At 46.8% G+C, this 23630-nt stretch carries 21 protein-coding genes; 14 read left to right on the top strand and 7 right to left on the bottom strand.

Annotated features, from left to right (window positions below):
* The first annotated feature begins 161 nt into the window (after positions 1–161).
* Positions 162–776: a dephospho-CoA kinase gene (coaE, locus tag ACZ2XM_RS03760; protein WP_490587440.1), complete on the top strand. Its 615-nt coding sequence runs from the start codon at positions 162–164 to the stop codon at positions 774–776.
* Between the two features lie 131 nt (positions 777–907).
* Here coaE and rlmB read toward each other — a convergent pair whose 3' ends face one another.
* Together rlmB and ppnP are read right to left on the bottom strand one after the other, a co-directional pair.
* On the bottom strand, positions 908–1660 hold the full coding sequence (gene rlmB, locus ACZ2XM_RS03755; protein ID WP_490587056.1) for a 23S rRNA (guanosine(2251)-2'-O)-methyltransferase RlmB: 753 nt from the start codon (positions 1658–1660) through the stop codon (positions 908–910).
* A gap of 177 nt (positions 1661–1837) precedes the next feature.
* Positions 1838–2173 carry a pyrimidine/purine nucleoside phosphorylase gene (gene ppnP / locus ACZ2XM_RS03750; RefSeq protein WP_490587055.1) on the bottom strand — a complete coding sequence of 112 codons (336 nt, stop codon included), beginning with the start codon at positions 2171–2173 and terminating at the stop codon, positions 1838–1840.
* A gap of 635 nt (positions 2174–2808) precedes the next feature.
* Between ppnP and recN the strand changes: the two genes are divergently transcribed.
* The 7 genes from recN to ACZ2XM_RS03715 all read left to right on the top strand — a co-directional run bounded on the left by recN (position 2809) and on the right by ACZ2XM_RS03715 (position 9102).
* Positions 2809–4485 carry a DNA repair protein RecN gene (recN, locus tag ACZ2XM_RS03745; protein ID WP_490587054.1) on the top strand — a complete coding sequence of 559 codons (1677 nt, stop codon included), beginning with the start codon at positions 2809–2811 and terminating at the stop codon, positions 4483–4485.
* A 154-nt stretch (positions 4486–4639) separates the two neighbouring features.
* A complete protein-coding gene (locus tag ACZ2XM_RS03740) occupies positions 4640–5203 on the top strand; it encodes a YqgE/AlgH family protein (protein ID WP_490587053.1) in 564 nt (187 codons plus the stop codon).
* A complete protein-coding gene (ruvX, locus tag ACZ2XM_RS03735; RefSeq protein WP_490587052.1) occupies positions 5196–5705 on the top strand; it encodes a Holliday junction resolvase RuvX in 510 nt (169 codons plus the stop codon). Before ACZ2XM_RS03740 ends, ruvX begins: the two co-directional genes overlap by 8 nt.
* A 130-nt stretch (positions 5706–5835) precedes the next feature.
* Positions 5836–6306 (top strand): hypothetical protein, encoded by a 471-nt coding sequence (locus tag ACZ2XM_RS03730; RefSeq protein ID WP_490587051.1) that lies wholly within the window; start codon positions 5836–5838, stop codon positions 6304–6306.
* Positions 6307–6362: 56 nt separating this feature from the next.
* Positions 6363–6713, top strand: coding sequence for a sulfurtransferase TusA (tusA, locus tag ACZ2XM_RS03725; protein ID WP_490587439.1), 351 nt, complete (start codon positions 6363–6365; stop codon positions 6711–6713).
* Between the two features lie 621 nt (positions 6714–7334).
* Entirely contained in the window at positions 7335–8273 is a 939-nt protein-coding gene (xerD, locus tag ACZ2XM_RS03720) for a site-specific tyrosine recombinase XerD (protein ID WP_490587050.1), read from the top strand.
* A 220-nt stretch (positions 8274–8493) separates the two neighbouring features.
* On the top strand, positions 8494–9102 hold the full coding sequence (locus ACZ2XM_RS03715; protein WP_490587049.1) for a class I SAM-dependent methyltransferase: 609 nt from the start codon (positions 8494–8496) through the stop codon (positions 9100–9102).
* 108 nt (positions 9103–9210) lie between these two features.
* On the opposite strand, the gene lptG is transcribed toward ACZ2XM_RS03715, so the two are convergent.
* The gene (gene lptG, locus ACZ2XM_RS03710) at positions 9211–10392 is read right to left on the bottom strand and encodes an LPS export ABC transporter permease LptG (RefSeq protein WP_490587438.1); all 1182 of its coding nucleotides are present in this window, start codon (positions 10390–10392) and stop codon (positions 9211–9213) included.
* 74 nt (positions 10393–10466) lie between these two features.
* Positions 10467–11702, bottom strand: coding sequence for an LPS export ABC transporter permease LptF (locus ACZ2XM_RS03705; RefSeq protein WP_490587048.1), 1236 nt, complete (start codon positions 11700–11702; stop codon positions 10467–10469).
* Between the two features lie 681 nt (positions 11703–12383).
* On the opposite strand from ACZ2XM_RS03705, the gene ACZ2XM_RS03700 reads away from it, so the two are divergent.
* The 3 genes from ACZ2XM_RS03700 to sstT all read left to right on the top strand — a co-directional run bounded on the left by ACZ2XM_RS03700 (position 12384) and on the right by sstT (position 16109).
* Positions 12384–13994: a leucyl aminopeptidase gene (locus ACZ2XM_RS03700; RefSeq protein WP_490587047.1), complete on the top strand. Its 1611-nt coding sequence runs from the start codon at positions 12384–12386 to the stop codon at positions 13992–13994.
* 94 nt (positions 13995–14088) lie between these two features.
* On the top strand, positions 14089–14664 hold the full coding sequence (locus ACZ2XM_RS03695; RefSeq protein WP_490587046.1) for a DNA polymerase III subunit chi: 576 nt from the start codon (positions 14089–14091) through the stop codon (positions 14662–14664).
* Positions 14665–14906: 242 nt separating this feature from the next.
* Positions 14907–16109 carry a serine/threonine transporter SstT gene (gene sstT / locus ACZ2XM_RS03690; protein WP_490587045.1) on the top strand — a complete coding sequence of 401 codons (1203 nt, stop codon included), beginning with the start codon at positions 14907–14909 and terminating at the stop codon, positions 16107–16109.
* 160 nt (positions 16110–16269) lie between these two features.
* Here sstT and ACZ2XM_RS03685 read toward each other — a convergent pair whose 3' ends face one another.
* The 3 genes from ACZ2XM_RS03685 to ACZ2XM_RS03675 form a co-directional block, all read right to left on the bottom strand.
* Positions 16270–16614, bottom strand: a complete 345-nt coding sequence (locus ACZ2XM_RS03685; RefSeq protein WP_490587044.1) for a chaperone modulator CbpM — start codon at positions 16612–16614, stop codon at positions 16270–16272.
* 105 nt (positions 16615–16719) lie between these two features.
* Positions 16720–17760, bottom strand: a complete 1041-nt coding sequence (locus tag ACZ2XM_RS03680) for a DnaJ C-terminal domain-containing protein (protein WP_490587043.1) — start codon at positions 17758–17760, stop codon at positions 16720–16722.
* Between the two features lie 405 nt (positions 17761–18165).
* Complete coding sequence (locus tag ACZ2XM_RS03675; protein ID WP_490587042.1) at positions 18166–20157, bottom strand: ABC-F family ATP-binding cassette domain-containing protein; 1992 nt, start codon at positions 20155–20157, stop codon at positions 18166–18168.
* 243 nt (positions 20158–20400) lie between these two features.
* Between ACZ2XM_RS03675 and erpA the strand changes: the two genes are divergently transcribed.
* The 3 genes from erpA to gshA all read left to right on the top strand — a co-directional run bounded on the left by erpA (position 20401) and on the right by gshA (position 23556).
* On the top strand, positions 20401–20733 hold the full coding sequence (erpA, locus tag ACZ2XM_RS03670; protein WP_490587041.1) for an iron-sulfur cluster insertion protein ErpA: 333 nt from the start codon (positions 20401–20403) through the stop codon (positions 20731–20733).
* A gap of 420 nt (positions 20734–21153) precedes the next feature.
* Complete coding sequence (locus ACZ2XM_RS03665) at positions 21154–21510, top strand: roadblock/LC7 domain-containing protein (RefSeq protein WP_490587040.1); 357 nt, start codon at positions 21154–21156, stop codon at positions 21508–21510.
* A gap of 483 nt (positions 21511–21993) precedes the next feature.
* Positions 21994–23556 (top strand): glutamate--cysteine ligase, encoded by a 1563-nt coding sequence (gshA, locus tag ACZ2XM_RS03660; RefSeq protein WP_490587039.1) that lies wholly within the window; start codon positions 21994–21996, stop codon positions 23554–23556.
* Positions 23557–23630 lie beyond the last annotated feature (74 nt).

Below are 23630 nucleotides of genomic sequence, written 5' to 3'. Positions count from 1 at the left end.
AGTTATTAAATAGTGCTTGAGTGGGCGCAGGTTTTATCGCCTCTTTCTATAAAAACTTTTCCTCTCACCCTTTTAACGAAATAAGTACTGCTATGATGTCTTCTGCTATTACCGACTCCCTATTACCACAAACTTTTTCCACTAACAGCACCCGTACCAAACTGCCTTTTATCGTGGGCTTGACCGGCGGGATAGGCAGTGGCAAATCTGCTGCTAGTGATTGGTTCGCTGAGCAAGGCATCCAGATTATTGATGCTGATGTGATAGCCCATCAAATTGTGGCCAAGGGTCAGCCGGCCCTCGAGCAGATTAAAGAGAAGTTTGGCGACTGGGTACTGACTGCAGAGGGTGAAATGGACCGAGCGGCCATGCGCGCGCACGTGTTTGCCCATCCCAATGCCTTGATTGACTTGGAAGCCATTACCCATCCAGCAGTGCGTGAACAGGCCAAACAAGCCTTACAAACGGCTACCTCACCTTACGTGATTTTATCCGCCCCTTTACTGTTAGAATCCGCAGAAGCAGGATTGGCCAGATTGTGTCAGCGGGTGTTAGTGATTGATGTGAGTGAGGACTTACAACTAGCGCGTGCTGGCGCTAGAGATGAGCAAAGCCATGATAAGATTAAAGCGATTATGGCCAATCAACTGTCGCGTAATGAGCGCGTTGCTCAAGCCGATGATGTGATCGTTAATGAACACGACTTAGCCACCCTATATGCTAAATTGCAGCCTTTACACGAACAGTATCTGCAACTGGCCAGCTCGCATCGATAGCCCATTCGTATAAAAACAGTCCTACATAAAAAAGACGCTCTCTATTAATAGAAGCGTCTTTTTATGCGTTGTTGACTATATCGGCTAAAAGGTTAGTTACTATAACCGTCTAATGAGAAGCTCGCCCTATCTTATTGACGTTGACGAACTACCTCATATAGCGCCATCCCAGTCGCTACACTCACGTTTAAGCTTTGCAATTGACCTTGAGCATTGCCCGGCATCGGAATAAATACTAACTCATCACAATGCTCAGTCGTCAAACGACGCATACCCTCGCCTTCTGACCCCATAACCAAAGCTACTTTACCGGTTAGGTCGGCCTGATGGATAGGGCGTGCCGTCTCATCCAAAGCAGTACCAAAAATGAACACACCGGCCTGCTTAAGCTGACCAAGCGTTCGTGCCAGATTAGTGACACTAATAATAGGAATCATATCCGCCGCCCCAACCGCCACTTTGGCTACGGTAGGCGTCAGACTGGCGGCATGATGCTTGGGACAAATGACCGCATCAACCCCCATTGCTACCGCTGTTCGCAAGCAGGCGCCAAAATTATGCGGGTCAGTAATTTGATCGAGCACTAGTAATAAGCAATTGTCTTTGGCGGTAAAAGTATCCAGCTCACCCTCATCCGCAAAGCTCATCGGACGCGCATGGATCACCACCCCTTGATGCTGAGGGCTACCACACAGCTGGGTCAGATTATCTTTTTGCGCATATTGGATGCTGATACCATTGGCTTGTGCCGTGTCGATTAACGCCTGAATACTTTCATCCGTCTCACGACCTTTTTGGATAAACAAACTCAAGCCATCTAAAGGACGGATGTTAAGGAGCGCGTCGATAGCGTGAATGCCATAAAAATAGGTGGGCTTAGCCATAATAATTTAGATATCCGTGCTTGAGGTTTAAAGAGAGACGAGCAAAAGTAGAAAATAAGAAAAGGGTAAACACAGCCCTAGAGTGCTGTGTTTATTTATAAAGCAGGCGTGAATCTAGCAAATCGAAGCTACCTTGCCGCTAGGGCTAGGTAGCTACGTTGGCTAGGTACGAGCAACCTAGCCTTCGAGGTGGCAGATATACTGAACGATTTGCTCAGTACGCAGGTTGAAACCACTTTCGCCAGCCACCATAAATGACTGCCCTGCACGGTAGTAGCTGAAGTCATCTTCACCATTAATTTTGACTTCGCACTCGCCACTAATAATTTCAATACGCTCAGAGGTATGGGTGGCAAAATGATATTGCATCACTTCTTCATCGCACGGCAGGATAACGCCTAGCATCTTTTTACTGCCATCATCAAAAGATACGGTATGGCTACTACAGCGCCCGTCGTAAGAAATATTCGCTTTGGCATCGACAGTCACATTATTAAATTGTTCCGCTGACATAGTAGCCTTCCTTAATCGTATAAACTAAATTATTCAAAAATAATTTAACAAAAGTATGATGCACCATAGTGCGTGGCGTATAGCCTACAAAATTTAGCGCTCTACCTTGAGCTAACTTTGTAGCCTTACTCGTAACGATGGGTCACAGGGATTACAACAACTAATACAATACGGTCTTTATAATATAGGTCAATCAGCCACTCCAAATGCTATGCGCCCCCATTAGATAGAGTCACATTTGCACTGGTACTGAGCATTGCTAGCCTATAAAGACAAGTCCTATAAAGACATGGCAGCGACTGCCACTAAACCCTGTTCGTGAAAACGGGTCAGCACCAAACAGACCAGCCAAAAAATTTAGGTTGGCGTTAAGTAAGTTTATGCTAACACATTATCTCTGCAAAGTTTATGACTGCTTACCATAAAATTATTGGCTCTATTATATAGACTAATGCCTTATAGAGACAGCCTAAGGCAACGCTTAAGCTCTACCATAGACAACCTCTAAATAGTGCTATATACGCCTTAACTGTAGCTTAAAGCAAGCGGTTATCTACTCTTTTTATTGCTTGATTTGTGGTAGTGTTGCAGAATAACTCACCTATACCTTTATCTTGGTTCATGAGACGCCCTGAATGCTCACATCCTTAACGTTAAACCACTTCGCTTTAATTGCCCATAATGAGCTTAGCTTTGCCGAAGGTTTCAATGTCATCACTGGCGAGACCGGTGCTGGCAAATCTTTGTTATTAGATGCGCTATCTCTATGTGTGGGTGAACGTGCGGATACTAGCATGGTACGCCACGGTGCTGACCATGCCGATATCTATGCCCAGTTTGATGTGGTTGATAATCAAGCGGTGCAGCAGTGGTTTAATACCCATGAGCGCGAGTTGGAAGAAGAGCTGCTCATTCGCCGTCAGCTGAGCAGCAATGGGCGCTCCAAAGCCTGGTTAAACGGGGCTCCAGTCAGCCTAAACGAACTAAAATCTTTAGGGGCTTTATTGGTTAATATCCATAGCCAACATGCTCAGCAAGCGCTGCTCAAGCCCCAGTTTGTGATTGACTGGCTCGATGATATGGCCGCTTTAACGACGCTGGCTCAGCAGACCGCTGCGGCCTACTCTACTTATCAAAAATTAACTCGCCGCGCCGAAGATATCGCCAATCAGGAGTCGCAGCGTCAAGACCGTATCCAGTTACTGCAAAGCCAATTGGCCGACGTAGCGCCTTTATTGGCGGTGAACTATGCTCAGATTGAAGCCGAGCATGAAGAGCTGTCTAATATCGAGGCTTTAATGCAAGAGGCCAGCCAAGCCTTGGCTTTATTAGATAATGACGTAGACGAGCCGGACGTTATGGTCATGTTAGGCCGCGCCATTAAGCTATGTGACCATCAAGCGGGGGTCAGCCAGACTTTTTCGCAAGCGTCAGAACAGTTATATATTGCTCAAGAGCAAATCAGTGAGGCCGTGAGCTCCTTATCGGCTTATGCAGAGCAGCAATTGCCAGATCCAGAACGTCTTATTGAACTGGATACCCTAATTAGTCTAGGTCATAGACTGTCACGCAAGCACGGCTTACCCATAAGCGACCTCATCGCTGAATCTGCAGAATGGCAGCAGCAACTAGCAGCCTTAGAGAATGAGCCGTCGAGCGAAGTCATCGCTGAACAAGTGGCAGCCGCATGGCAAGAGTATTTGCTATTGGCTCAGCAGCTTAGTGAGGGCCGTCGTCATGCCGCCCCTGCTATCGCTAGTGAATTGGTGACTCAATTACAACCTCTAGCGCTACCGAACGCCCGTTGTGAATTTGTCTTTACGCCAAAAGCGGCTGAACGCAGCTATAATAGCAATGGTATCGACGACATCGAGCTGCTGTTTAGTGCCAACGTGGGGATGCCTATGCAACCGCTGTACAAAATTGCTTCGGGCGGCGAGCTATCGCGTATGGCTTTAGTGATGCAGGTGCTGCATGCCACGCGGCAAGACCATGCGTTGGCCAAGCCGATGCTAGTGTTTGATGAAGTTGATGTGGGCATTAGTGGTGCAACGGCTCAAGTCGTCGGTGAGCTACTACGTACTTTAGGCCAAAGTCAGCAGTTGCTGGCCATCACGCACCAAGCCCAAGTGGCTGCACAATCGCACCAACATATTCTAGTGCAAAAACACCATGAGGAGCAGACTCAGAGTGAGCTGCAGATTATCTCAGGGGATGCGCAGATTGATGAGCTCGCGCGCATGTCAGGTGGCGTGATTATTACCGAAATTACCCGAGACCATGCCCGTAGCTTAGTTGCAGCCGTTAAATAGCCGCTGTAGTACTATTGATAAACCCCCTTGCTGCCCCCATTTTATAAGGTTAACCACGCGGCTACTATAGGTGGTTAATTAGCCTGCATTGCCTTTTTATTAAACCAGTTGCCTTTTTATTAAACCAGTTGTCTTTTTATTACACCAGTTGCCTATGCCTTTAGATAATTTGACCCATCACTTCTTGATTGCATCGCCGCAAATGCCAGACCCTCGGTTTGCGCAAGCGCTGATTTATATTTGCCGTCATGACAAGCACGGTGCTTTAGGCCTGCGCGTTAATCAGCCAGTAGCTAATACTCGGGTGGGTAGCCTATTAGAGGACCTAGATATCGAAGTGACTAACCATCAAGTCATGGATGATTTAGCGTTAGAAGGCGGGCCGATGTACCCTGAGGTAGGCTTTGTCTTGCATACGGGTCTGCCGGTGTGGGCCTCGTCCTTTGCGATATCGGAAAATGTCTGTATTACTACCAGTCGGGATGTCTTGCAACGTATTGCCGCTGGACAAGGTGTGGGACACTATCAACTGTGTCTGGGCCACGCCAGTTGGAGCAGAAAACAGCTAGAGAGCGAAATTGAAAGTGGCGATTGGTTGGTATGTCCTGCAGATCTAAACTTGTTGTTCGAGACGCCATTTGAAGAACGCTGGCATCTAGCCGCTAGTAAGATTGGCGTGAACTTAGACTTTTTAAGTAGTGATATTGGCCATGCTTGAGACTAATAATTTACCAAAGATAAACAGCGACGACGTTAGCTTGCCTGCAACAGACGCTACTGAGCTCGCTACTCCAGACGCTAAGCTGGTGCTAGCCCTCGATTATGGCGTAAAGAAAATGGGCATGGCGCTGGGCAATACTCTGACCAAAAATGCCCGTGCTTTCGATATCTTGGCGATGGACAATGGCCAACCTGACTGGGATAACTTACTCGGTATTATTGATAAATGGAAAATTAATCAAGTCGTCGTGGGACTGCCGTTAAATATGGACGGTACGGGCTCGATGCTGTCTAAACGCGCGCATAAATTTGCTCGCCGTTTGGCGCATCGGATGGGTGAAGAGCGCATGACGGCGGAAGTGATTATGGTGGATGAACGTCTCACCTCAATAGAAGCTCGGCAAATGGCTTGGGAGCAAGGCTGGATAGCCCATGAACGCGACCCTATCGATGATATTGCAGCCTGTATTCTACTCGACTCTTATCTGTCAGCGTTATAGGCTACTTGGCTTTGTCCGTTAGCCTCTGCTATCGAAAAATAGACAATAGACTATGATACCGGCTAGCTAGCAATTCCCTTATCAATATATAGATATCAGCCACGACCTTCTTCTTTTTGGCGACCTTTTTATGACCAACCCAACCCCTACGACGCCCTCACCGACTGGATTTGCCCCACTGGCTATCCAACGTATTCGTGGGGCGCAACAGCTCAATCGTTTGGCTATTTATGCCATTTACGTAGCGATAGTCGCCTTTATTATTTTTGGTACCATTGCCAGTATGAAGGCGTACCGTGATAGCGATGTTCTGTATATGCTGTTTTATTACTTGCCGTATGTGCTCGTCGGACTGACTGTGCCTATTACCCTATATAATGCCTTTATCATCTTGCGTTATCGCCTAAACCAGCCGTCAATGGTAGCGATTAGCATTGGTTTAGCCGTCATTTTGACGCTAGTGAGCCTATTGTTTTCACTATCAGGTTGGCTTTGGTTAGGTATTTCCGCTTGGATGGGGGCCGCTTTTCTATTTAGCGCAAACTTTAAACGCTTCTTTAAATTTATCGATGAGCACCCACAAGGCATGCCAGACGCTTAAGCCTCTTTTAGCTGAATCCTTTTTTAAATTAACCTTACCTTATGACTTCACTTATGATGACGACCTCTACCAATACCGCCTTAGACAACGCCCCTGCTGCTAGTGATATCCAGCATCGTCTAGATACCAAAGGGCTAATCTGCCCCGAACCCGTCATGATGCTGCATAAGGTTATCCGTAAAGCTGACGGTGGCGACGTCATCGAAATCTTCGCAACTGATCCTGCTAGCAGCCGCGATATTCCTAATTTTTGCCGTCATTTAGGGCATGAATTGCTGCTGAGTGAGACAGTGAATAAAGAAGAAATAGCGGAGTTGGCGGATAGCGCTGAGTCAGCAGCAGAGGATGATGAGGCTACTCATTATGATGTGGTTTATCGGTATTTGGTTAGGAAAAAGTTAGCTTAGTAATGAAAAAATTTTTGTAAATCCCCCCTAGCCCCCCTTTAGAAAAGGGGGGAACTAATCTTTCAAACCTCAGCAAGAATGCTCCCTCCTTTTTCAAAGGAGGGTTGGGGAGGATTTTATTTTAAGCCGCTCCGAAACTACCTGCTCTATCAAGCCATAGACCGCATCAATTTCTCTTAATGGTTGTCGGTTATCGAAACGTAGCATTAATATATCTAATTCAACTAGTGTTCCATCTTTATTTGCGTATTATTTGAACGCAGATTTCAGGCGGATTGCTTTAGCTTTAGACTGTATTTTGGCATACCTTGAGTATGGGTCATTTTGATTAAAGTGGCCATTAAATCTATTTTTTACGCTCTCATACTCTAGTATTTCATTAAGCCAAATCCCCCCTAACCCTGAGTCAGGTAATAACAAAGCACTGCTTTTTTCTGACGCAAGACAAGAGCTATGCTCGCGTGGTTAAAAAGGGGGGAACTAATTTTTTAATCATGCCTCAAGAATACCCCTTTTTTCAAAAGATAATCGGGGCGACATCCTATATCTAATTATTAAAGTTCTTAGTAGTAATACCGTCTATAATTTAGACTGAATAATTGCATACCGAATTGAGCCCCTATGAGTCGTGACCGTGCTGTCCAGCCCCGCCAACCTAAAGCCTTAGCCGTCGACGACGAACCCGTCTATTTAACGGAGTTTCGCCAGGCGATGTTGGCCCGTGGCCTATCGACGCGCACGCGTAATGCCTATGTGCGTGACTTACGCCATTGTGAGACGACGAATACATTGGCGTTAACTCAATGGGCTGATAGCGATGTGATGCAGTGCTTAGCCAAACTTGGCCGCGATGGTAAGACGCCGCGCACCATTGCGCGGATGCTCTCAAGCCTGCGCCAGTTCTACTTGTGGATGGTGGGCAATGAGCTGCGCGAAGACAATCCTTGTGAGCGCATCAAGACGCCGAAGATCGGCCGCGCCTTACCGAAAGACTTGTCCGAAGCCGATGTTGATCACCTTCTTGCTGCACCCGATACCAGCACGGCGATGGGGCTTAGAGATAAGGCCATGCTAGAAGTACTCTATGCCTGCGGACTACGGGTGAGCGAGTTGATGAACTTGTCGCTAGAGCAGGTCAACTTAAATGCGGGTTGGTTGCAAATTACGGGGAAAGGCAACAAGACCCGACTGGTACCGTTGGGCGAATATGCCAATGAAGCATTAGAAGATTATCTGACTCATGCGCGTGGCGAGCTCATTGCCCATTTAAAATCGGGCAACTGCCAAGCGGTGTTTCTCACCACGCAAGGCGGCTATATGACTCGGCAGAACTTTTGGTACATGATTAAAAAGTACGCCAAGATTGCCGGCATTGACAAAGACTTGTCGCCGCATACCTTGCGCCATGCTTTTGCCACCCATCTTCTCAATCATGGCGCGGATTTGCGTAGCGTGCAGCTGCTACTCGGTCATAGCGACTTGTCCACCACACAAATTTATACGCATGTGGCGACGGCTAGGCTTCAGCAACTGCATGCTGCTCATCATCCTCGTGGTTGAGAGGCGTTTAAAAATTTAGAGCCGTTTAAAAAACTGGTGGATTATGCTATCGCTAACATCACCCTACTCCAGGCTCCAATTTCAATCCGTGGGTTGCCACCCACGCTACCAATCCTCCCTATCCATTCTCAAACCATTTTATGTCATCATTTGGCTGCAATATGACAAGGTTGGCGGTACAATAGGCGTAATTTTTTAAGTTATTTAAGCGACTATCAAGATGATGCATACTCCCCCTGCTGACCTGTTGGCCAAATCTAAACGCTGGCGTGAAGACATTGCCTTTCGCCAAGACGTATTGGGCAAACCGTTTGATTTCACCACCACGTGGGGGATTTTTTCGCCACAACAGCTCGATGATGGCAGCTTGATGCTGCTCGACTATGTAGATTTTCAGACGAATGATGATTCGATAGATTTAGGTTGTGGCTATGGCGTATTGGGCATGACTGCCGCTCGCGAATGCCCTGAAGGCATACACACACTGATAGATAAAGACTTTATGGCTGTGGAATATGCCAAGCGCAATTGTGAGGCCAATAACCTGCGCAATGTCGATGTGCACTTATCGAACGGCTTTAACCATGTCGATCCCGCAAAAGATTTTAGCTTGGTGATGTCCAACTTGCCCGCCAAAGTGGGTAAAGAGCAGCACTATCTTTATTTGCTCGATGCTTATGAGCGGATGCGCCCGGGTGCGCGCTTTTACGTGGTGACTATTAATGGCCTACGTCAATTTATGAAGCGTGCTTTTACTGAAGTATTTGGCAACTCGGACAAAGTTAAACAGGGTAAGACTTATACGATTACCCTGGCTGTTAAAGAATAAACTTTGCAAAATTCGCTGGTTTATTAAACATGAAAACCCACCTTGCTTGTGCAATGGTGGGTTTTTTATTGCAAGAACATCTCCTGCCTTTCTTAAAGGGAAGGATTACTACATCTGCCGTTTAATCAAATACAAGCCTAATAGCGCACAGCCCGCAATCGGCAGTATAACCATTAACAGTGGTGAAACGCCGGTCGCTAATGAGACAAAGCCAACCAAATCCTGCACATAGCTAAACAGCAGGCCAAACAATAGCGCAACGACGATACGTAAGCCTAAACTGTGGGTACGTAGCGAGCCAAACACAAAGGAGCAAGCCACGACCACGAGCGATAGAATCGAAAATGGCGACAGCAGCTTTTGCCAAAAGGCCAGCTCATGATCCAAAGAGCGATTACCTTGGGTACGCATAAACTGCCGGTGCTCATACAGTTGGGTCAATGACAAATCATCTGCAGTACGGGTCAGTAAATAGACCGATTTTGGAGCAAAGGGTAGCCGTAAAGTAGCCGAGGGTTGGCTAGCCTGACTGGTATCGCGACCTTTATTAATCGTGAGCTCCGTCATATCGCGCAGCGTCCATTCATACTGATAGATCTGCTCAGAATCAAGCTTGCCTGCATCCGGCTTAGGCGCATAGACGCCACTTTTTGCGCGGATAGCGGACTCAAGATTACCATTATTGTCCAAATGCCAACGTTTGACCTCGCCAAGATTGCCATTGGTATCAGCATAGTCAATATAGAGGACATCTTTGCCATCGATAGCCAACACCGGTTCTGCCGCCGTACTGGTAGGATCAGGCATATAGCGCGGTTGTACCGTCCAATAGCCCCGTACCGCAGTGACCAAGCTGGTCTTTTGGTCCTCGTCGCTAATCTCACGGGCAAGTTGATTGGTGACGGGTAAAACGAACTGGTTGATAGCTAAGGCTATAATGACGAACAATAAAGCAGGCTGTAGCACCCAACCGACAATACGTAAGATACTCACGCCCGCTGCGCGCATGACCACCAATTCGCTATTATTCGCCAGTAGCCCGAGCCCTACCACTGCACCCAGCAAAGCACCCGTTGGAATAAACTGCTCTAAAAAATAAGGCGAGCGGTAAAATATATACTTGAGCGCCTCACCCATAGTATAAGTATCAGACAGCGAATCAAGCTCCGATAAATAGGAGAACAGCAGCTGCAGACCCCATAAGCCTAAGATGGCGGCGATAATGGCTAATAAGGCATTCTTTTTTACATAGCGAGATAAGATGGGCATGCTATCGGCCAACTGCGGCATGTCATCAGCAGGTTTAGGCTTGGGGGTTAGCCACCGGCCTATCATCTTGCGCGGCGGTACGGTCTGCGCAGATTTCATAGCGAGCCTCCCTTATCCAGCTGCGGCTGGGACGGTGTCCCATTTCTAAACTTAACCCGGTGGTGCAGACGGCTGGCCCAATTGAGATATAGCGCAAACCCCATAAAACCAAGCACCAAACCCGCATTTGCCCAGACGCTTAAACTGCCTTTACTGACCGAGCCTTTTAAAGAGATGACCCCTAAGGCACAACTAACAAACAATAATATGGCAGGAAACAGGCGCAACCAACGGCCTTGACGCGGACGTACCTGCGCGAGCGGTACCGCTAGCATAGGGGCGATAATCATCAGCCAAGGCAAAGCAAATCGATAGCCTATTTCCGCTCTAGCCGCCTGCACTGCGGTCATAGGTATAGCCGCACTATTAGTGGTAGCAACTTGCCACAAGGGGCCAATCTTCTGCGTTTCTATATTATCTTCGGTGACCGTATCTTTAGACGATTCGGCCAAGCTAATGCGATAGCGATCAAAGCCCACTTGATTATACTTCAGACTGTCCGCCCCAATCTCATAACGCCGGCCTTGATACAGGTCAAGTTGGGTAACCCCACTCATAGGGTCAGTGTCGACTTGCAGCGCCCGCTTGGCAAGGATAATCGTATCTTTACTAACAGGGTTTTTAGCAGTATTTTTCTTATCGGTTTGTGGCGTATCTGTCGAAGCTGCTGACTGATTTATATCGTCTTTGTCGTTCTTTTTACCCTTGGTGTCTTCTTGCGTTTGGATTAGCACGACATCTTGTAGCTCTGTGCGGTCGTCGCTTAAACTGCCCACATATAAGTGATAATTGCCATTACTAATAAATTCATTGGGACGAATCAAATCAAAAGCACTGGTTAACGCTTGCTGTTGCCAAACGTTTTCAGACTCGCGTACGCCCCAAGGCTTGCCCACGATAGATAAGCCCGCCTCCAAGATAAACAATAGGATAATGAGCGGGGTCAACAGACGCCCCAGCTTACCGCGCGACATGCCACTGCCATTAATCACCGCCATTTCGTTATCCACATACAGGCGGCCAAACACTAGCATTAAGGCGATAAAAAAGGCGAGCGGCAGGATGAGCTCTAAAAAGTAAGGCAGGTTATAGCCAATAATGGTAAACAGCAGGCTAACATCGAGACCGCCTTCTGCAGCAATACCGAAATAACGAATCAAGCGGCCACCGAGCATCAGCACGACCAAAAAACCCAATACCAAAGCGGTATGGGTGGCGACTTCTCGGATCATATATCGGCGTAATATCACAATAGCATCTCTTGCTATAATTATTTTGGGGGTTAAAAACTAAAGCGTTTAGGGTTATAAACTCTGGCAGCTTGAGGCAATAAGGGGGTGTTTTTATAATGACTTTCGCAGACAATACTGCGCTGTAAGTGGCAGCGCTGCTCATGCTAGCACGTTTTTACCGCCCCTAACGGACGAATGTGTTTGTAAACATTACTATACCTTTACTGTCTCTCCTACAGTATTTTGGTATGCTACACTATTGTCTGTGCAAACCCTTACCAGATAACGATTTAAGCCCTAATTAATCGCAGCTATTACCGATAGTTTGCAGCCTTGGGATAGGGGTAAGCATCAAGGTATAGATTGGGCTTAATTTTACTTGAGTCAACTATAAAGGCACCATTGAGCAATAGTTGTCTAACCCCATTACTTTATCGTAATTCATGCTAATGGATGGTGAGACCCCGTAAGAGCTTTATAAATGCATGGTGACAAATGACCTGCATTTCAGGAGAGCCATTATCCAACTTTTATGCCGATAGCTAAAGACTATTCTCTCCGTATTACTAGAAATTTATAACAGAAAAAATGACTTTTTTACCCATAATAAGCTTTTATAAGCCCTACTTTTATAAACCAACCCTTTTATAAACTAACAAGAGCAAACAAGGATCTCTATATATGAAATTACAATTAACTCAATCTATCCTCACAGCCCAACCTAAAAAGATTCTAAAGAGAGCTAAGGCGCAAGAGACTGGTTATATCGTAGTGTTGGTCGACGATCAGCAAAACTTATTGGGCGGCAAAGCCTTGAGCGAGCATCAAGAGCGTGTTGAGCGTCTCATCGAAGCCGCTAATTTTGAAGGTAAAACAGGTGCCACCCTAACCGATTATGGCCTCAGCAGTGATAAGAAAGCCGCCAAGCAACCTACTACCCCATTACTATTAGTCGGTGTTGGTAAACAAGCCAAGCTCACGCAAAGCAATCTGCAAAAAATTGCTAAAACCATTTATCAAACTATTCGTAAAAGCTGTGACTCTGCGACCATCGTCGTTGGTGACTCGCTAGACGAATCACAGTTTGGTCAATTTGCCCTAGAGCTCCTAGCCGCCAGCTATCGTTTTGATAAATATAAATCTGAGCGCAGTGAGCCGACGTTAGAGACGATTTCACTACTAGCTGACAAATCCCAACAAGCCGCTATCGATTTTGCTGAAGCCGTATTCCAAGGTCAGAGCTTAACGCGTGATGTAGCGAATGAGCCGGGTAACATTTGCTTCCCAGCTTATATGGCAGAGCAAGCAGAAGCCTTGGCCAAAGCCTATCCAGACGTGCTAAAAGTCACTGTATTGGGTGAAAAGCAAATGGAAAAACTGGGTATGGGCTGTTTCTTATCAGTGTCTAAAGGCTCGGTTAAAGAAGGCAAGTTAGTCCTCCTAGAGTACCAAGGCAAATCAGCCTTTAGTGGCTCAAGCATGGTGTCTGGCGTCATCGATGCCGTGGCGGATAAACTGCCGACTAAACGTACGAAAAAGAAAGGTGCAGAGACTACGGCCGCTGACGACGCTCCAATTGTCTTGGTCGGTAAAGGCGTCACCTTTGACTCAGGCGGTATCTCTATCAAACCCGGCGCTGCCATGGATGAGATGAAGTTTGATATGGGCGGCTCTGCTGCGGTATTGGGCACGATGAAAGCCCTTTGCGAAGCGCGCCTACCTATCAATGTCGTCGGAGCACTAGCTTGTGCCGAAAACATGCCTTCTGGCGAGGCGACTCGTCCTGGCGATATCGTCCGTGCTATGAACGGTATGTCGGTCGAAATTTTAAATACGGATGCAGAAGGTCGCCTAGTCCTCTGTGATACCTTGTGCTATGTCCAGCGTTATAAGCCAAAAGCGATCATCGACGTGGCTACGCTAACCGGCGCTTGTGTGATTGCACTGGGTCACGTACGCTCGGCAGTGTTTGCTAATGATGAAGACGTGCTATTTGCTTTAGAGAATGCCAGTGCGCAATCGGGTGATCTCGTTTGGCACATGCCGTTAGACGATGAGTATCAGCCACAATTGGACTCGCCTATCGCGGATATCCAGAATATTGGTGGCCGCGCCGCCGGGTCTATCACAGCCGCTTGCTTCCTATCACGCTTTATCGAAGAAGGTCAAGCTTGGGCGCATTTAGACATCGCGGGTACGGCTTGGACTTCGGGCAAAGACAAAGCAGCGACCGGTCGCCCAGTGCCACTATTTATGCAGTACTTAAAAAATGCTGCGCTTAGCAATGCTTAATTACGGCCTGATGGCTTAATTAAGACCTGCTTGTAGCCAGCGCAAAGTTGTATTTTATCGAGGCATAGAAGCCAATAACTGAGAGTTTTTTACTATGCAAATTAGCTTCTATGTGCTACATAATCCGCAATATGGCACTACCACATCCAGCAGCTCTCCTCATGGAGGGCTGCTGGATTTTGTTTGTAAGCTTACCCAAACGGTCTTAAAAAAGAGCAAATTAAGCTTAGTAATCGTCGATGATAATCCAGAGCGCTTAGCCTTACTCGACAGCCAATTATGGGATTTCGAGCCTACGAGCTTTATTCCCCACAGTCTTATTCCTTCTAGCCCGTCTAAAGACAGTGCTACTGCTCAGAGCAGCTTAGAGGACGCTACTCCTACTACCGACGCTGAAACTACCTTAAACGGTCAAGACGCTACGCAAGATTTAACCGCTCCGGTTATCTTAACCCAGCAGCTGCCTATAGGATTTGATGGCGTTATCTTAAATTTAGCAGCCACCCCGCTCGCTATCCCCGCTCCTAACGCCACCTCAGACGCCCAAGTTTTCCCTGAGCGTGTGCTTGAGATTATTGCTCCTGATGAGCTCAGCAAACAACAAGGTCGCGATAAGTATAAGCATTATAAATCGCTAGGCTTTGAGCTGATTTATTACCCCATCAAATAGCACCTTCCCCGCAATCTCTAAGAGATTTAACCCTCGTTCATAACTGAATCGACCCCTTAGCCTTTTTACCTAATTGCTGAGTTATATTTTGCATTTACAGAAAAGATGCTACTATCCTGTCTTAATTTACGCTAGCACAACAAATAGGTAGTAAATAAAGTGGCGGATTATGCCTCAGGCCTATTCATTTACTCAGGTTGTGCTGCCTTATGTTCGGACTTTATTGCCATTAGGATAGCTGTATGAACTCTATTGTCACTCTCTATCAGCGTATAGGCTTAGTGCCGCTGATTATTCTCGGATTAATATTAGGTATCCTGATCGGTTGGCTTGCGCCCGGTGTCGGTATTGCCTTAGGCCTACTCGGGACTTTATTCGTCGGCGCGCTAAAAGCTGTTGCCCCTATTTTAGTATTTGTACTCGTTATAGCCGCCGTCAGCAGCCACCGCCAAGGCAGCCAAGTGTATGTGAAGCCTGTGCTTATCATGTATATCTTCGGCACCTTTTTGGCTGCATTGACCGCCGTTACCGCCAGTTTTATGTTTCCAACCGATTTGGTCTTAGTGAATAGTACGGTCGAGCAAATCCCGCCAGCCAATTTAAAAGAAGTCCTGACCACATTATTAATGAACTTGGTGGCCAACCCGGTCAACGCGCTTGCCAATGCCAATTACATGGGTATCTTAGCGTGGGCGCTCGTGATAGGTTTCGCCCTGCGTCAAGCGAGCGATTATACTCGCAGTATGGTGAGTGACTTTGCAGAGGCCATCTCACAAGTGGTGAAGTGGGTCATCGCTTTTGCCCCACTTGGTATTTTAGGTTTGGTCGCAAATACGGTCGCTGAAACCGGTTTCGACGCTTTATTTGGCTACGCCCGTATCTTGGCCGTATTGGTCGGCTGTATGCTATTTATTGCTTTGGTCGTCAACCCAATCATCGTAGCGGTGAAAACTGGCAAAAACCCGTATCCTTTAGTCTTCACTTGCTTACGCGAGTCGGGTATCACCGCCTTCTTTACCCGCAGCTCTGCCGCCAACATTCCGGTTAATATGAACTTGGCGAGTAAATTGGGCCTGCACGAAGACACGTACTCGGTGACCCTACCGCTAGGCGCGACTATTAATATGGCCGGTGCTGCGATTACCATCAACGTATTAACTTTAGCCGCTGCTCATACTTTAGGTATTGAAGTGACCTTCGCTTCTGCCCTATTACTCAGTGTTGTGGCGACGATTAGTGCTTGTGGGGCTTCAGGCGTGGCCGGTGGCTCATTGTTACTAATTCCACTAGCGTGTAGCTTATTTAGTATTCCCAATGACCTAGCCATGCAAGTGGTCGCTATCGGCTTTATCATCGGGGTCGTACAAGACTCGGCTGAAACCGCGCTGAACTCGTCTACTGACGTATTGTTCACTGCCGCAGCAGATCCAAAATACGCCCGTTAGTATTGGTATAGCGAAACAATATCAGTGTGATTAAATCACGTCGGTACAGTTAAGTCATAAAAAAAAGGCCTTGCTCTATAACAGAGTAAGGCCTTTTTTATGGTCATCGACTTCGCCAATAATTCACTAAGTAAATGTAGCATTTAGCAATTAACACTCATTAATCGATATCAATTTCAATAATCCGCGTATTGCTTTGAGCTTCCCACTGACGCTTAAATTGGCGCAGTTGCTCAAGCTCATCAAGTAGCTCTAAAATTAATCCTATCGCGGGCACGCTAGCATCAAAGTCACGGCTTAAACGAGAAGCGCGACGAGCGAGGGTGAGCTGATAGCCGCTAAATTGCTGCGGCGTGGTCGGCTCTACGGTGACCTGATGCGCCACATCCGGCACAATAATATTTTCTTCAATGAGGGCTACGACCCAACTGTGCTCTTGACCACAAGCCGCTACCAGCTCATCCAAACTCATAATGACGTCATTTAATTCGGTGGAGTGTTCCATGGCTATTGTCCTTTATCTCAAAAATTTGCTATCCGTATCACAGGCTATCGATGGCTCAGTCCGTTACTAATTATTAATGCGTTAGCAGGGACTCACCACTGGCTGTTAGCGCGTAACTGTGGTATCTGCAAAGGCCGCTTTCAATGCCGCGTAGGCTTGCCGCTGCTCGTCGCTCTGCACCTCAGGATTGGTCAGATTAATCGTTAAATATAAATCACCGGGCTGCTGGGCAGGGATACCTTTACCTTTCAGGCGTAGGTTGCTGCCGGACTTAATACCTTTCGGAATCGTGACATCGTGACGGCCCGCTGGAGTCGTGACCATAATTTTATCGCCGAGTGCCGCTTCCCAAGGTAGGACATCGATGGTTTGATAAACATCGGCCCCTTCTAAACGGATATTATTAGCATGACGAATCTTCACTTTTAAGAATAAATCACCATTATCCCCTTTGCCCATACTGGCCGCGCCTTGTTTGGGCAGGCGAATCTGTTTGCCTTCTACGATGCCTTTAGGGATTTTAATTTTTAAGGTTTTCTGCTCTTGGCTCACTTGTCCGTTGGCTTGGCGCGTAGGCACATTGAGTTTGATACTGTACTCATCACCACTGTAGACTGAAGCTAAATCGACGACCAACTCGGCGTGTTGGTCTTGACCTTTAGTGTCTCTAAAATTACCAAAATCTCCGCCACCAAACTGATCAAACCCTGATGGCCCTGCACCGCCAGCACCCGCGCTTTGTGACTGACCACGCGCGCCGCCTCGACCGAAGGCAGAAAAGATATCGTCAAAGCGGAAACTGCCTTCGCCAAAAGCGGCCCCATCACCAAACTGATCCTTGATATCTTCCCACGCGAAACCACCGCCCTGACCTTGGCCACGCGCTGCCCCACCAAAGCCGCCAAAACCACCTGTGCCTGCGCCAGTAAAAGGATTGGACTGCATGGCATCATACTCAGCCCTTTTGTCTTTATCTCTGAGGGTCTCATAAGCGTTATTGAGTTCAGCGATTTTTTCGTCGGCATTGGGCGCATCGCTGACATCGGGATGGTACTTACGCACCAACTTGCGATAGCTCTTTTTGATATCGGCTTCGGTCGCATCTTTTTTGACACCCAAAATATCGTAATAACTTTTCTCTGCCATGGTGGTGGGTCCTTTCGCTTTATTAGGCGGGGTTTATAAGTCTATTAATGTGGTCATTACCTATTAAATTAAAGTGTTTTGCACAATTAAAGTCCTTTATTGAGTTCCTGTATCTCACTCATTTTGTATAATTTAATAGCTATTCTAGGATAGCTTGATGCTTGTTTTAGGGTAGCGGAGCTTGATAAGAACTTTATATTACAGTCTTATATTGTCTGCCATTTTGCCAAAATGAAAGCCCTCTTTGTGAATACGCGTAAAAAGTTACCGCCGTAAAAAAGCCCCCATGTAATAACACAGGGGCGTTCCGTAAAAATAAAGGGCCTTTTTATTCAAATTAACAGAGACTTTTCAATTGAATGAATAGGGACCGTTTAATCGAATACACGGGATAAGAGATGGAAACTAAGCCTCTCTCTCCTCAAGCTCCGTCATCGCCGCGAGCATATCCTCTTCATGCTGGGCTTGTTGTTGCTGTAAGGCGGTCTGCTCCTCTAGCAACACGAGCAAATCAGCTTTACGGCTGTCATCATAGAGACTGGTATCGGCCAAGCGCTCCTCTAAATCACTCAACGACACGGCTATTTTTTCTAGCGCAGCTTCGGCTTTCTCGATACGTTTACGCAGTGGGGCCGTTTGTTTACGTAGTTCAGCGGCCTGTTTGCGCAACTCTTCCTTGCTCAGTGCCGGAGTATTATCAACTTTGGCAGGTTTAGGGGCAGCAGGCAATTTAGTAGCATTAGCCGACTTGTTGCTCTTCGTGGCTTTATTAGCCGCTTTTTTGCTGTTTTCATTGGCTTGGTTCTGCTTGCGCTTTTCGGTCAGCCATTTGCCGTAGTCACTGACATCGCCATCGAACTCTTCGACGATACCATCATAGACCAGATACAGCTCATCGCAGACATTGGCGATCAATTCGCGGTCATGCGAGACCAATACCACGGCCCCAGCAAAACCTTGTAGCGCTAGGGTCAAAGCTTGACGCATCTGTAAATCTAAATGGTTGGTTGGCTCATCGAGTACCAACACGTTGGGACGCTGCCAGACGATTAAAGCCAAGGTCAAACGCGCACGCTCCCCGCCCGAAAAAGACTCACTCGGCGTATCGATACGCTCACCACGGAAGTCAAAACTGCCTAAGAAAGAGCGCAATTCCGCATCTGAAGTCTTGCCCGCAAGGCGTCTGAGCATCATGATAGGCGTGGCTTTAGGATCCAAGATATCCATTTGGTGCTGGTTAAAATAGCCCAGCTTCAGGCTGTCTGAAACTTGATAAGTGCCTGACAGCAGCGGCAAATCGCCCACCAAGGCTTTGATTAGTGTCGATTTACCCGCACCATTCATCCCGAGTAGACCAATGCGTGTATCAGGCGTCACTTGCGTCGAGACATTATGCAGCAAGGCAGTATCGCCATAACCAATCTCACCCTTAGTGATTTCGATTAATGGTGAGCTCATCTGTGACGGCTCATAAAACTTAAACGAAAACGGGTTATCCGCCATCATCGGTGACAGCTCAGCCATACGCTCCAATTGACGGATACGACTCTGCGCCTGTTTGGCCTTACTGGCCTTGGCCCGGAAACGACGGATAAAGTCTTCTAGATGGGCTTTGGTGGTTTCTTGCTTTTCATACGCTTGTTGCTGCTGCGCTAGGCGCTCGCTGCGCGTACGTACAAACTGGCTATAGTTACCAGAATATAAGGTCATTTTATGCTGCTCAATATGCAGAATATTATCAATAGTGGCATCGAGGAAAGTTTGGTCATGCGAAATCAGTAGCACTAAGCCTTCAAATTGATTGATCCAAGTTTCTAACCAAAGAATGGCATCTAAGTCTAAATGGTTGGTCGGCTCATCGAGGAGCAATAGCTCAGCACGACTCATCAACGTTTTCGCTAGGTTAAGACGCATGCGCCAACCGCCCGAAAAATGCTCAACTGAAGTGTCATGCTGTTCGGTCGTAAAGCCGAGACCGGCCAAAATTTGCGCGGCCTTGGTCGGAATCCGGTAGCCATCGATTTCATCAAAGCACTGATATAACGGACCAATCTCGTCATCGCTAAGATTTTCAGTATCCATAATTGCGGCGTTGAGGGTATACCACTCTTCGTCACCACTGAGCACATAGTCAATAGCCGTCTGCTCGGTAGCATCTACTTCTTGCGCCATATGGGCGGCGCGCCAACGCTCAGGGATGCTGATAGAGCCACTATCCACGCTCAGCTCATCGGAGCCCCCTTGCATTTGATTCAATACCACAGCGAATAGCGTGGATTTACCGGTACCATTATTACCGGTTAAACCGATCTTTTGACCGGGGTGTAACTGAAAGCTGGCTTGCTGAAACAGCATACGACCATCACGGCGTACACTGACATCTTTGAACTCAATCATGGGTGTCCTTGACAAATTTTTGAAAAGCCCAATTATGATATACTGTTCCCCATCACCTATACACCCCTCATCTCTGATTAGCCGCGTTATTTTACGGTGGGCGTCGTCTATAATTGAGCCAAATTGCTCAGAAAGCCGAGGCAAGGTCACGGTAGATAGGCTAAGAGTATTGGGTGCCATGGGGCTCGAGTTATGACCAAAATAGGTTGGTCTGCTCGTATTAAAAAGTATAGTGAGGTAAATATGAACCCAACCATGACATTAACCGATAGTGCTGCCAACAAAGTCCGCCGTCTGCGCGCAGAGGAAGGCGATGATAATTTAATGCTGCGGGTCTATGTGACGGGCGGTGGCTGCTCTGGGTTTTCTTACGGCTTTAACTTTGCTAATGAATTGGGCGAAGACGATGCCAATTTTGATAATGAAGACGTGACCTTAGTCGTCGATTCCTTAAGTTATCAATATCTGCAAGGCTCCACCGTCGATTATACGGAAGGGTTAGAAGGCGCTCGCTTTGTGGTACAAAACCCTAATGCGACCACTACCTGTGGCTGTGGATCGTCTTTTTCTATCTAAAGTTAATAGGTGCTAGCTAACGGTTAAATCCCTGCTTATTTATACCTTAGCTTGCCCTACTTACCGTCTAGATTAGTTCAGTGAGATTAATGATATGGCTACATTAATGGTACGATTAAATACCATTAATAGATAGATATTACCATTAGCTACCCTTAATCGCTTAGTTGCTCCCTTAGTCGCTCACTTATAGGCATTAATTCAAGCTTATGTTTTAATACGCACCATGAAAAGACAAACAATAACATTTTATTTTTTCGATATTTATCAGCCACTTAAGTAAATTGTAGCTATGAATTGGATGAAGATTAGCAGCGTTATACGATTTGTCTTATACCGTCTATAAAGCCTTTAGCTTTGGCTAACGCGAGCTTATATAGGCATTGGCAATAATTATTAATTAATTAGAAGAGTTTGATTATGGCGAAGTTAACATTAGATACACTAAACGAAATTGATGGTTTTATCGCAGCAGCCCTAGTAGATAGCGAATCTGGTTTGGCTCTAGCCACGCTAGGGACAGGTATTGATCTTGAGCTCGCCGCCGCAGGTAACACTCAGGTCATCCGTGCTAAACGTAAAGTCGCTGACAGCCTTGACTTAAATGACAACATTGAAGACATCTTGATCACTTTGAGCAAGCAGTATCACTTGATGCGTCCTTTAGTACGTAACGATAATTTATTCCTATACTTGGTCCTTGATCGTCAAAAGTCTAACCTAGCTATGGCCCGTCATAACCTAAAAAGCTTTGAGACTGAACTAGACTTTTCATAAGTTAAGACGGTTTTAAGCTGAATAGCAGCTCTAGCTAGTTTGGTTAAATTCTTAGAACGCTGTTAGCGTATAGTGCTTGATAACACCCATCAAATTCGTTTGGTGGGTGTTTTCGTTGTAGGGTGTTAAAATAAAGCCCTATATCCGTCATGATTTATAGCCAACTCTAAAGCAACCCCTCGTATTGTACGGCTATTATCGTAAAATAGGGCTTAAAACACCTTGCGGATGAGTATACGTAATTTGTAAGCATACATAGTTTTTAGCCTATGATTGGGCTAAACTGAGCCGATATTTTTCGCGCAGCTTGAGTTCTATGGGGCACCCGTCAGTTAATGGGGGCAAGCTGCCCAGCTTACCTTTTTGCGATATTAAAAACGCCCCTCAATTTGCAGCGCTATCAGCCTAGTTGTTCGCACCATTCCCTGGGGACAATAGGCTGTCTGATGGCTTACCATTTAATAATAAGAGTACGAGCGTCTCATGAGTAATAATAGCGAATTCAGTCTCCCTAGTTGGTTAAGCCCTCAGTACCTAGCGGGCATGCAGCGCGGTATCGAAAAAGAAGGCCTGCGCATGCAGCCGAATGGCTTTTTGGCCACTACCCCCCACCCCAAAAAACTAGGGTCAAAGCTTACCCATCCTTTTATCACGACCGACTATTCAGAAAGCTTACTCGAGCTCATTACCGACCCAAAGGCCACCCCAAAAGAGACTTTGACGATGCTAAGACAGCTGCATGTCTTAGTCTATCAAGCCCTCGAAAATGATGAGCTCATGTGGCCGTTATCGATGCCTTGTATGCTAGCTTCTGATGATGAAAACATACCGCTGGCAGACTATGGCACCTCCAACGTCGGTAAGCTCAAGACCCTATACCGCAGCGGTCTGGGTATACGCTATGGCAGACGCATGCAGACCATCGCAGGATTGCACTATAACCTGTCTTTTGGTGATGATTTATTTAGCGCTTGGCAAGCTCATGAGGCCAGCCAAACGAGTCTAAGCGACTTTAGAAATGATAAATATTTAGCCCTTATCCGTAACTTTAAGCGCATGACCGGTCTGGTCTTGTATTTATTAGGGGCGAGTCCTAGCGTGTGTCCGTGCTTCTTAAAAGACCGCGAGCACGATTTAGAGTTATTAAATGACAAGACTTACTATAAGCCTTGTGCGACCAGCTTGCGCATGGGTAAGTTGGGCTATACCAACAGCGTGCAAGAACACTTAGATATCCGCTATAACGATTTGCCAGAGTATATCAAGGGCTTACGCCAAGCTATTCAGACGCCAGAGCCACAGTTTGCAGCGCTAGGCTTGGACGATGCGCAAGGCAACCCTATTCAGATTAATAACCATATCCTGCAAATTGAAAACGAATACTACAGCCCGATACGTCCGAAGCAAATCGCTGAAAGCGGCGAGTCGCCTACCGAAGCCTTAGAGCGCCGCGGTATCGCTTATGTTGAATTCCGAGCTATCGATTTAGACCCGTATAGTGATGTTGGTATCCGCCTATCGAGTGCTTGTTTCTTAGAGATTTTAGCGCTTTATTGCCTATTGACTGACTCACCAGATTTATTGCCAGCAGAAGAAGAGTTGCTGGCCGCTAATGTCGAACTCATCGTCAATGATGGCCGTGACCCTGAGCTAAAAATACACTGTCATGAGTCGGCTACTGAGGTGTTATTTAGCGATTGGATGCAAGGGCACCTCACGCAGATGCTGCCCCTAGCCGCCTTATTAGACGCGCATCATGGTGGTAATGACTACCGTACTGCCCTAGCTCTCATGCAAGGTAAAGCTCGCAACCCTAACCTGACCTTGTCCGCCCAAGTGATCGCCGATTCTGAGCGTCTTGGCAGTACTTGGCAGCTCGGCTATACCTTAGCTCAGCAGCACCGAGATTTGCTATTACAGCAATCTATGAGCCCCAATACGCAAGCGAAATACGAAGTACTCTTAGAGAAATCTGTCATGCAGCAGGCGGATATGGAAGCCTCTGATACCGAAGACTTTGCGACTTTCTTACAGCAATATCGCTAGTCTATCGAGCTAGCTGTCTGCCTCTTTGGCTGTTGAGCGGCTGACTCAAGGCTAGTATAAATAGCTGGCCTTGA

This window comes from Psychrobacter sp. CoH-33_TS_01, assembly GCF_058189395.1.
Note: the sequence above shows the minus strand (reverse complement) of the source record. Positions and strands in the feature narration are given on the sequence as shown.

Coding starts and splice junctions, on each gene's coding strand:
- rlmB (WP_490587056.1), bottom strand. CDS start 1,660: ATGGCTAAGCCCACCTATTTTTATGGCATTCACGCTATCGACGCGCTC.
- ppnP (WP_490587055.1), bottom strand. CDS start 2,173: ATGTCAGCGGAACAATTTAATAATGTGACTGTCGATGCCAAAGCGAAT.
- recN (WP_490587054.1), top strand. CDS start 2,809: ATGCTCACATCCTTAACGTTAAACCACTTCGCTTTAATTGCCCATAAT.
- ACZ2XM_RS03740 (WP_490587053.1), top strand. CDS start 4,640: ATGCCTTTAGATAATTTGACCCATCACTTCTTGATTGCATCGCCGCAA.
- ruvX (WP_490587052.1), top strand. CDS start 5,196: ATGCTTGAGACTAATAATTTACCAAAGATAAACAGCGACGACGTTAGC.
- ACZ2XM_RS03730 (WP_490587051.1), top strand. CDS start 5,836: ATGACCAACCCAACCCCTACGACGCCCTCACCGACTGGATTTGCCCCA.
- tusA (WP_490587439.1), top strand. CDS start 6,363: ATGACGACCTCTACCAATACCGCCTTAGACAACGCCCCTGCTGCTAGT.
- xerD (WP_490587050.1), top strand. CDS start 7,335: ATGAGTCGTGACCGTGCTGTCCAGCCCCGCCAACCTAAAGCCTTAGCC.
- ACZ2XM_RS03715 (WP_490587049.1), top strand. CDS start 8,494: ATGATGCATACTCCCCCTGCTGACCTGTTGGCCAAATCTAAACGCTGG.
- lptG (WP_490587438.1), bottom strand. CDS start 10,392: ATGCCGCAGTTGGCCGATAGCATGCCCATCTTATCTCGCTATGTAAAA.
- ACZ2XM_RS03705 (WP_490587048.1), bottom strand. CDS start 11,702: ATGATCCGAGAAGTCGCCACCCATACCGCTTTGGTATTGGGTTTTTTG.
- ACZ2XM_RS03700 (WP_490587047.1), top strand. CDS start 12,384: ATGAAATTACAATTAACTCAATCTATCCTCACAGCCCAACCTAAAAAG.
- ACZ2XM_RS03695 (WP_490587046.1), top strand. CDS start 14,089: ATGCAAATTAGCTTCTATGTGCTACATAATCCGCAATATGGCACTACC.
- sstT (WP_490587045.1), top strand. CDS start 14,907: ATGAACTCTATTGTCACTCTCTATCAGCGTATAGGCTTAGTGCCGCTG.
- ACZ2XM_RS03685 (WP_490587044.1), bottom strand. CDS start 16,614: ATGGAACACTCCACCGAATTAAATGACGTCATTATGAGTTTGGATGAG.
- ACZ2XM_RS03680 (WP_490587043.1), bottom strand. CDS start 17,760: ATGGCAGAGAAAAGTTATTACGATATTTTGGGTGTCAAAAAAGATGCG.
- ACZ2XM_RS03675 (WP_490587042.1), bottom strand. CDS start 20,157: ATGATTGAGTTCAAAGATGTCAGTGTACGCCGTGATGGTCGTATGCTG.
- erpA (WP_490587041.1), top strand. CDS start 20,401: ATGAACCCAACCATGACATTAACCGATAGTGCTGCCAACAAAGTCCGC.
- ACZ2XM_RS03665 (WP_490587040.1), top strand. CDS start 21,154: ATGGCGAAGTTAACATTAGATACACTAAACGAAATTGATGGTTTTATC.
- gshA (WP_490587039.1), top strand. CDS start 21,994: ATGAGTAATAATAGCGAATTCAGTCTCCCTAGTTGGTTAAGCCCTCAG.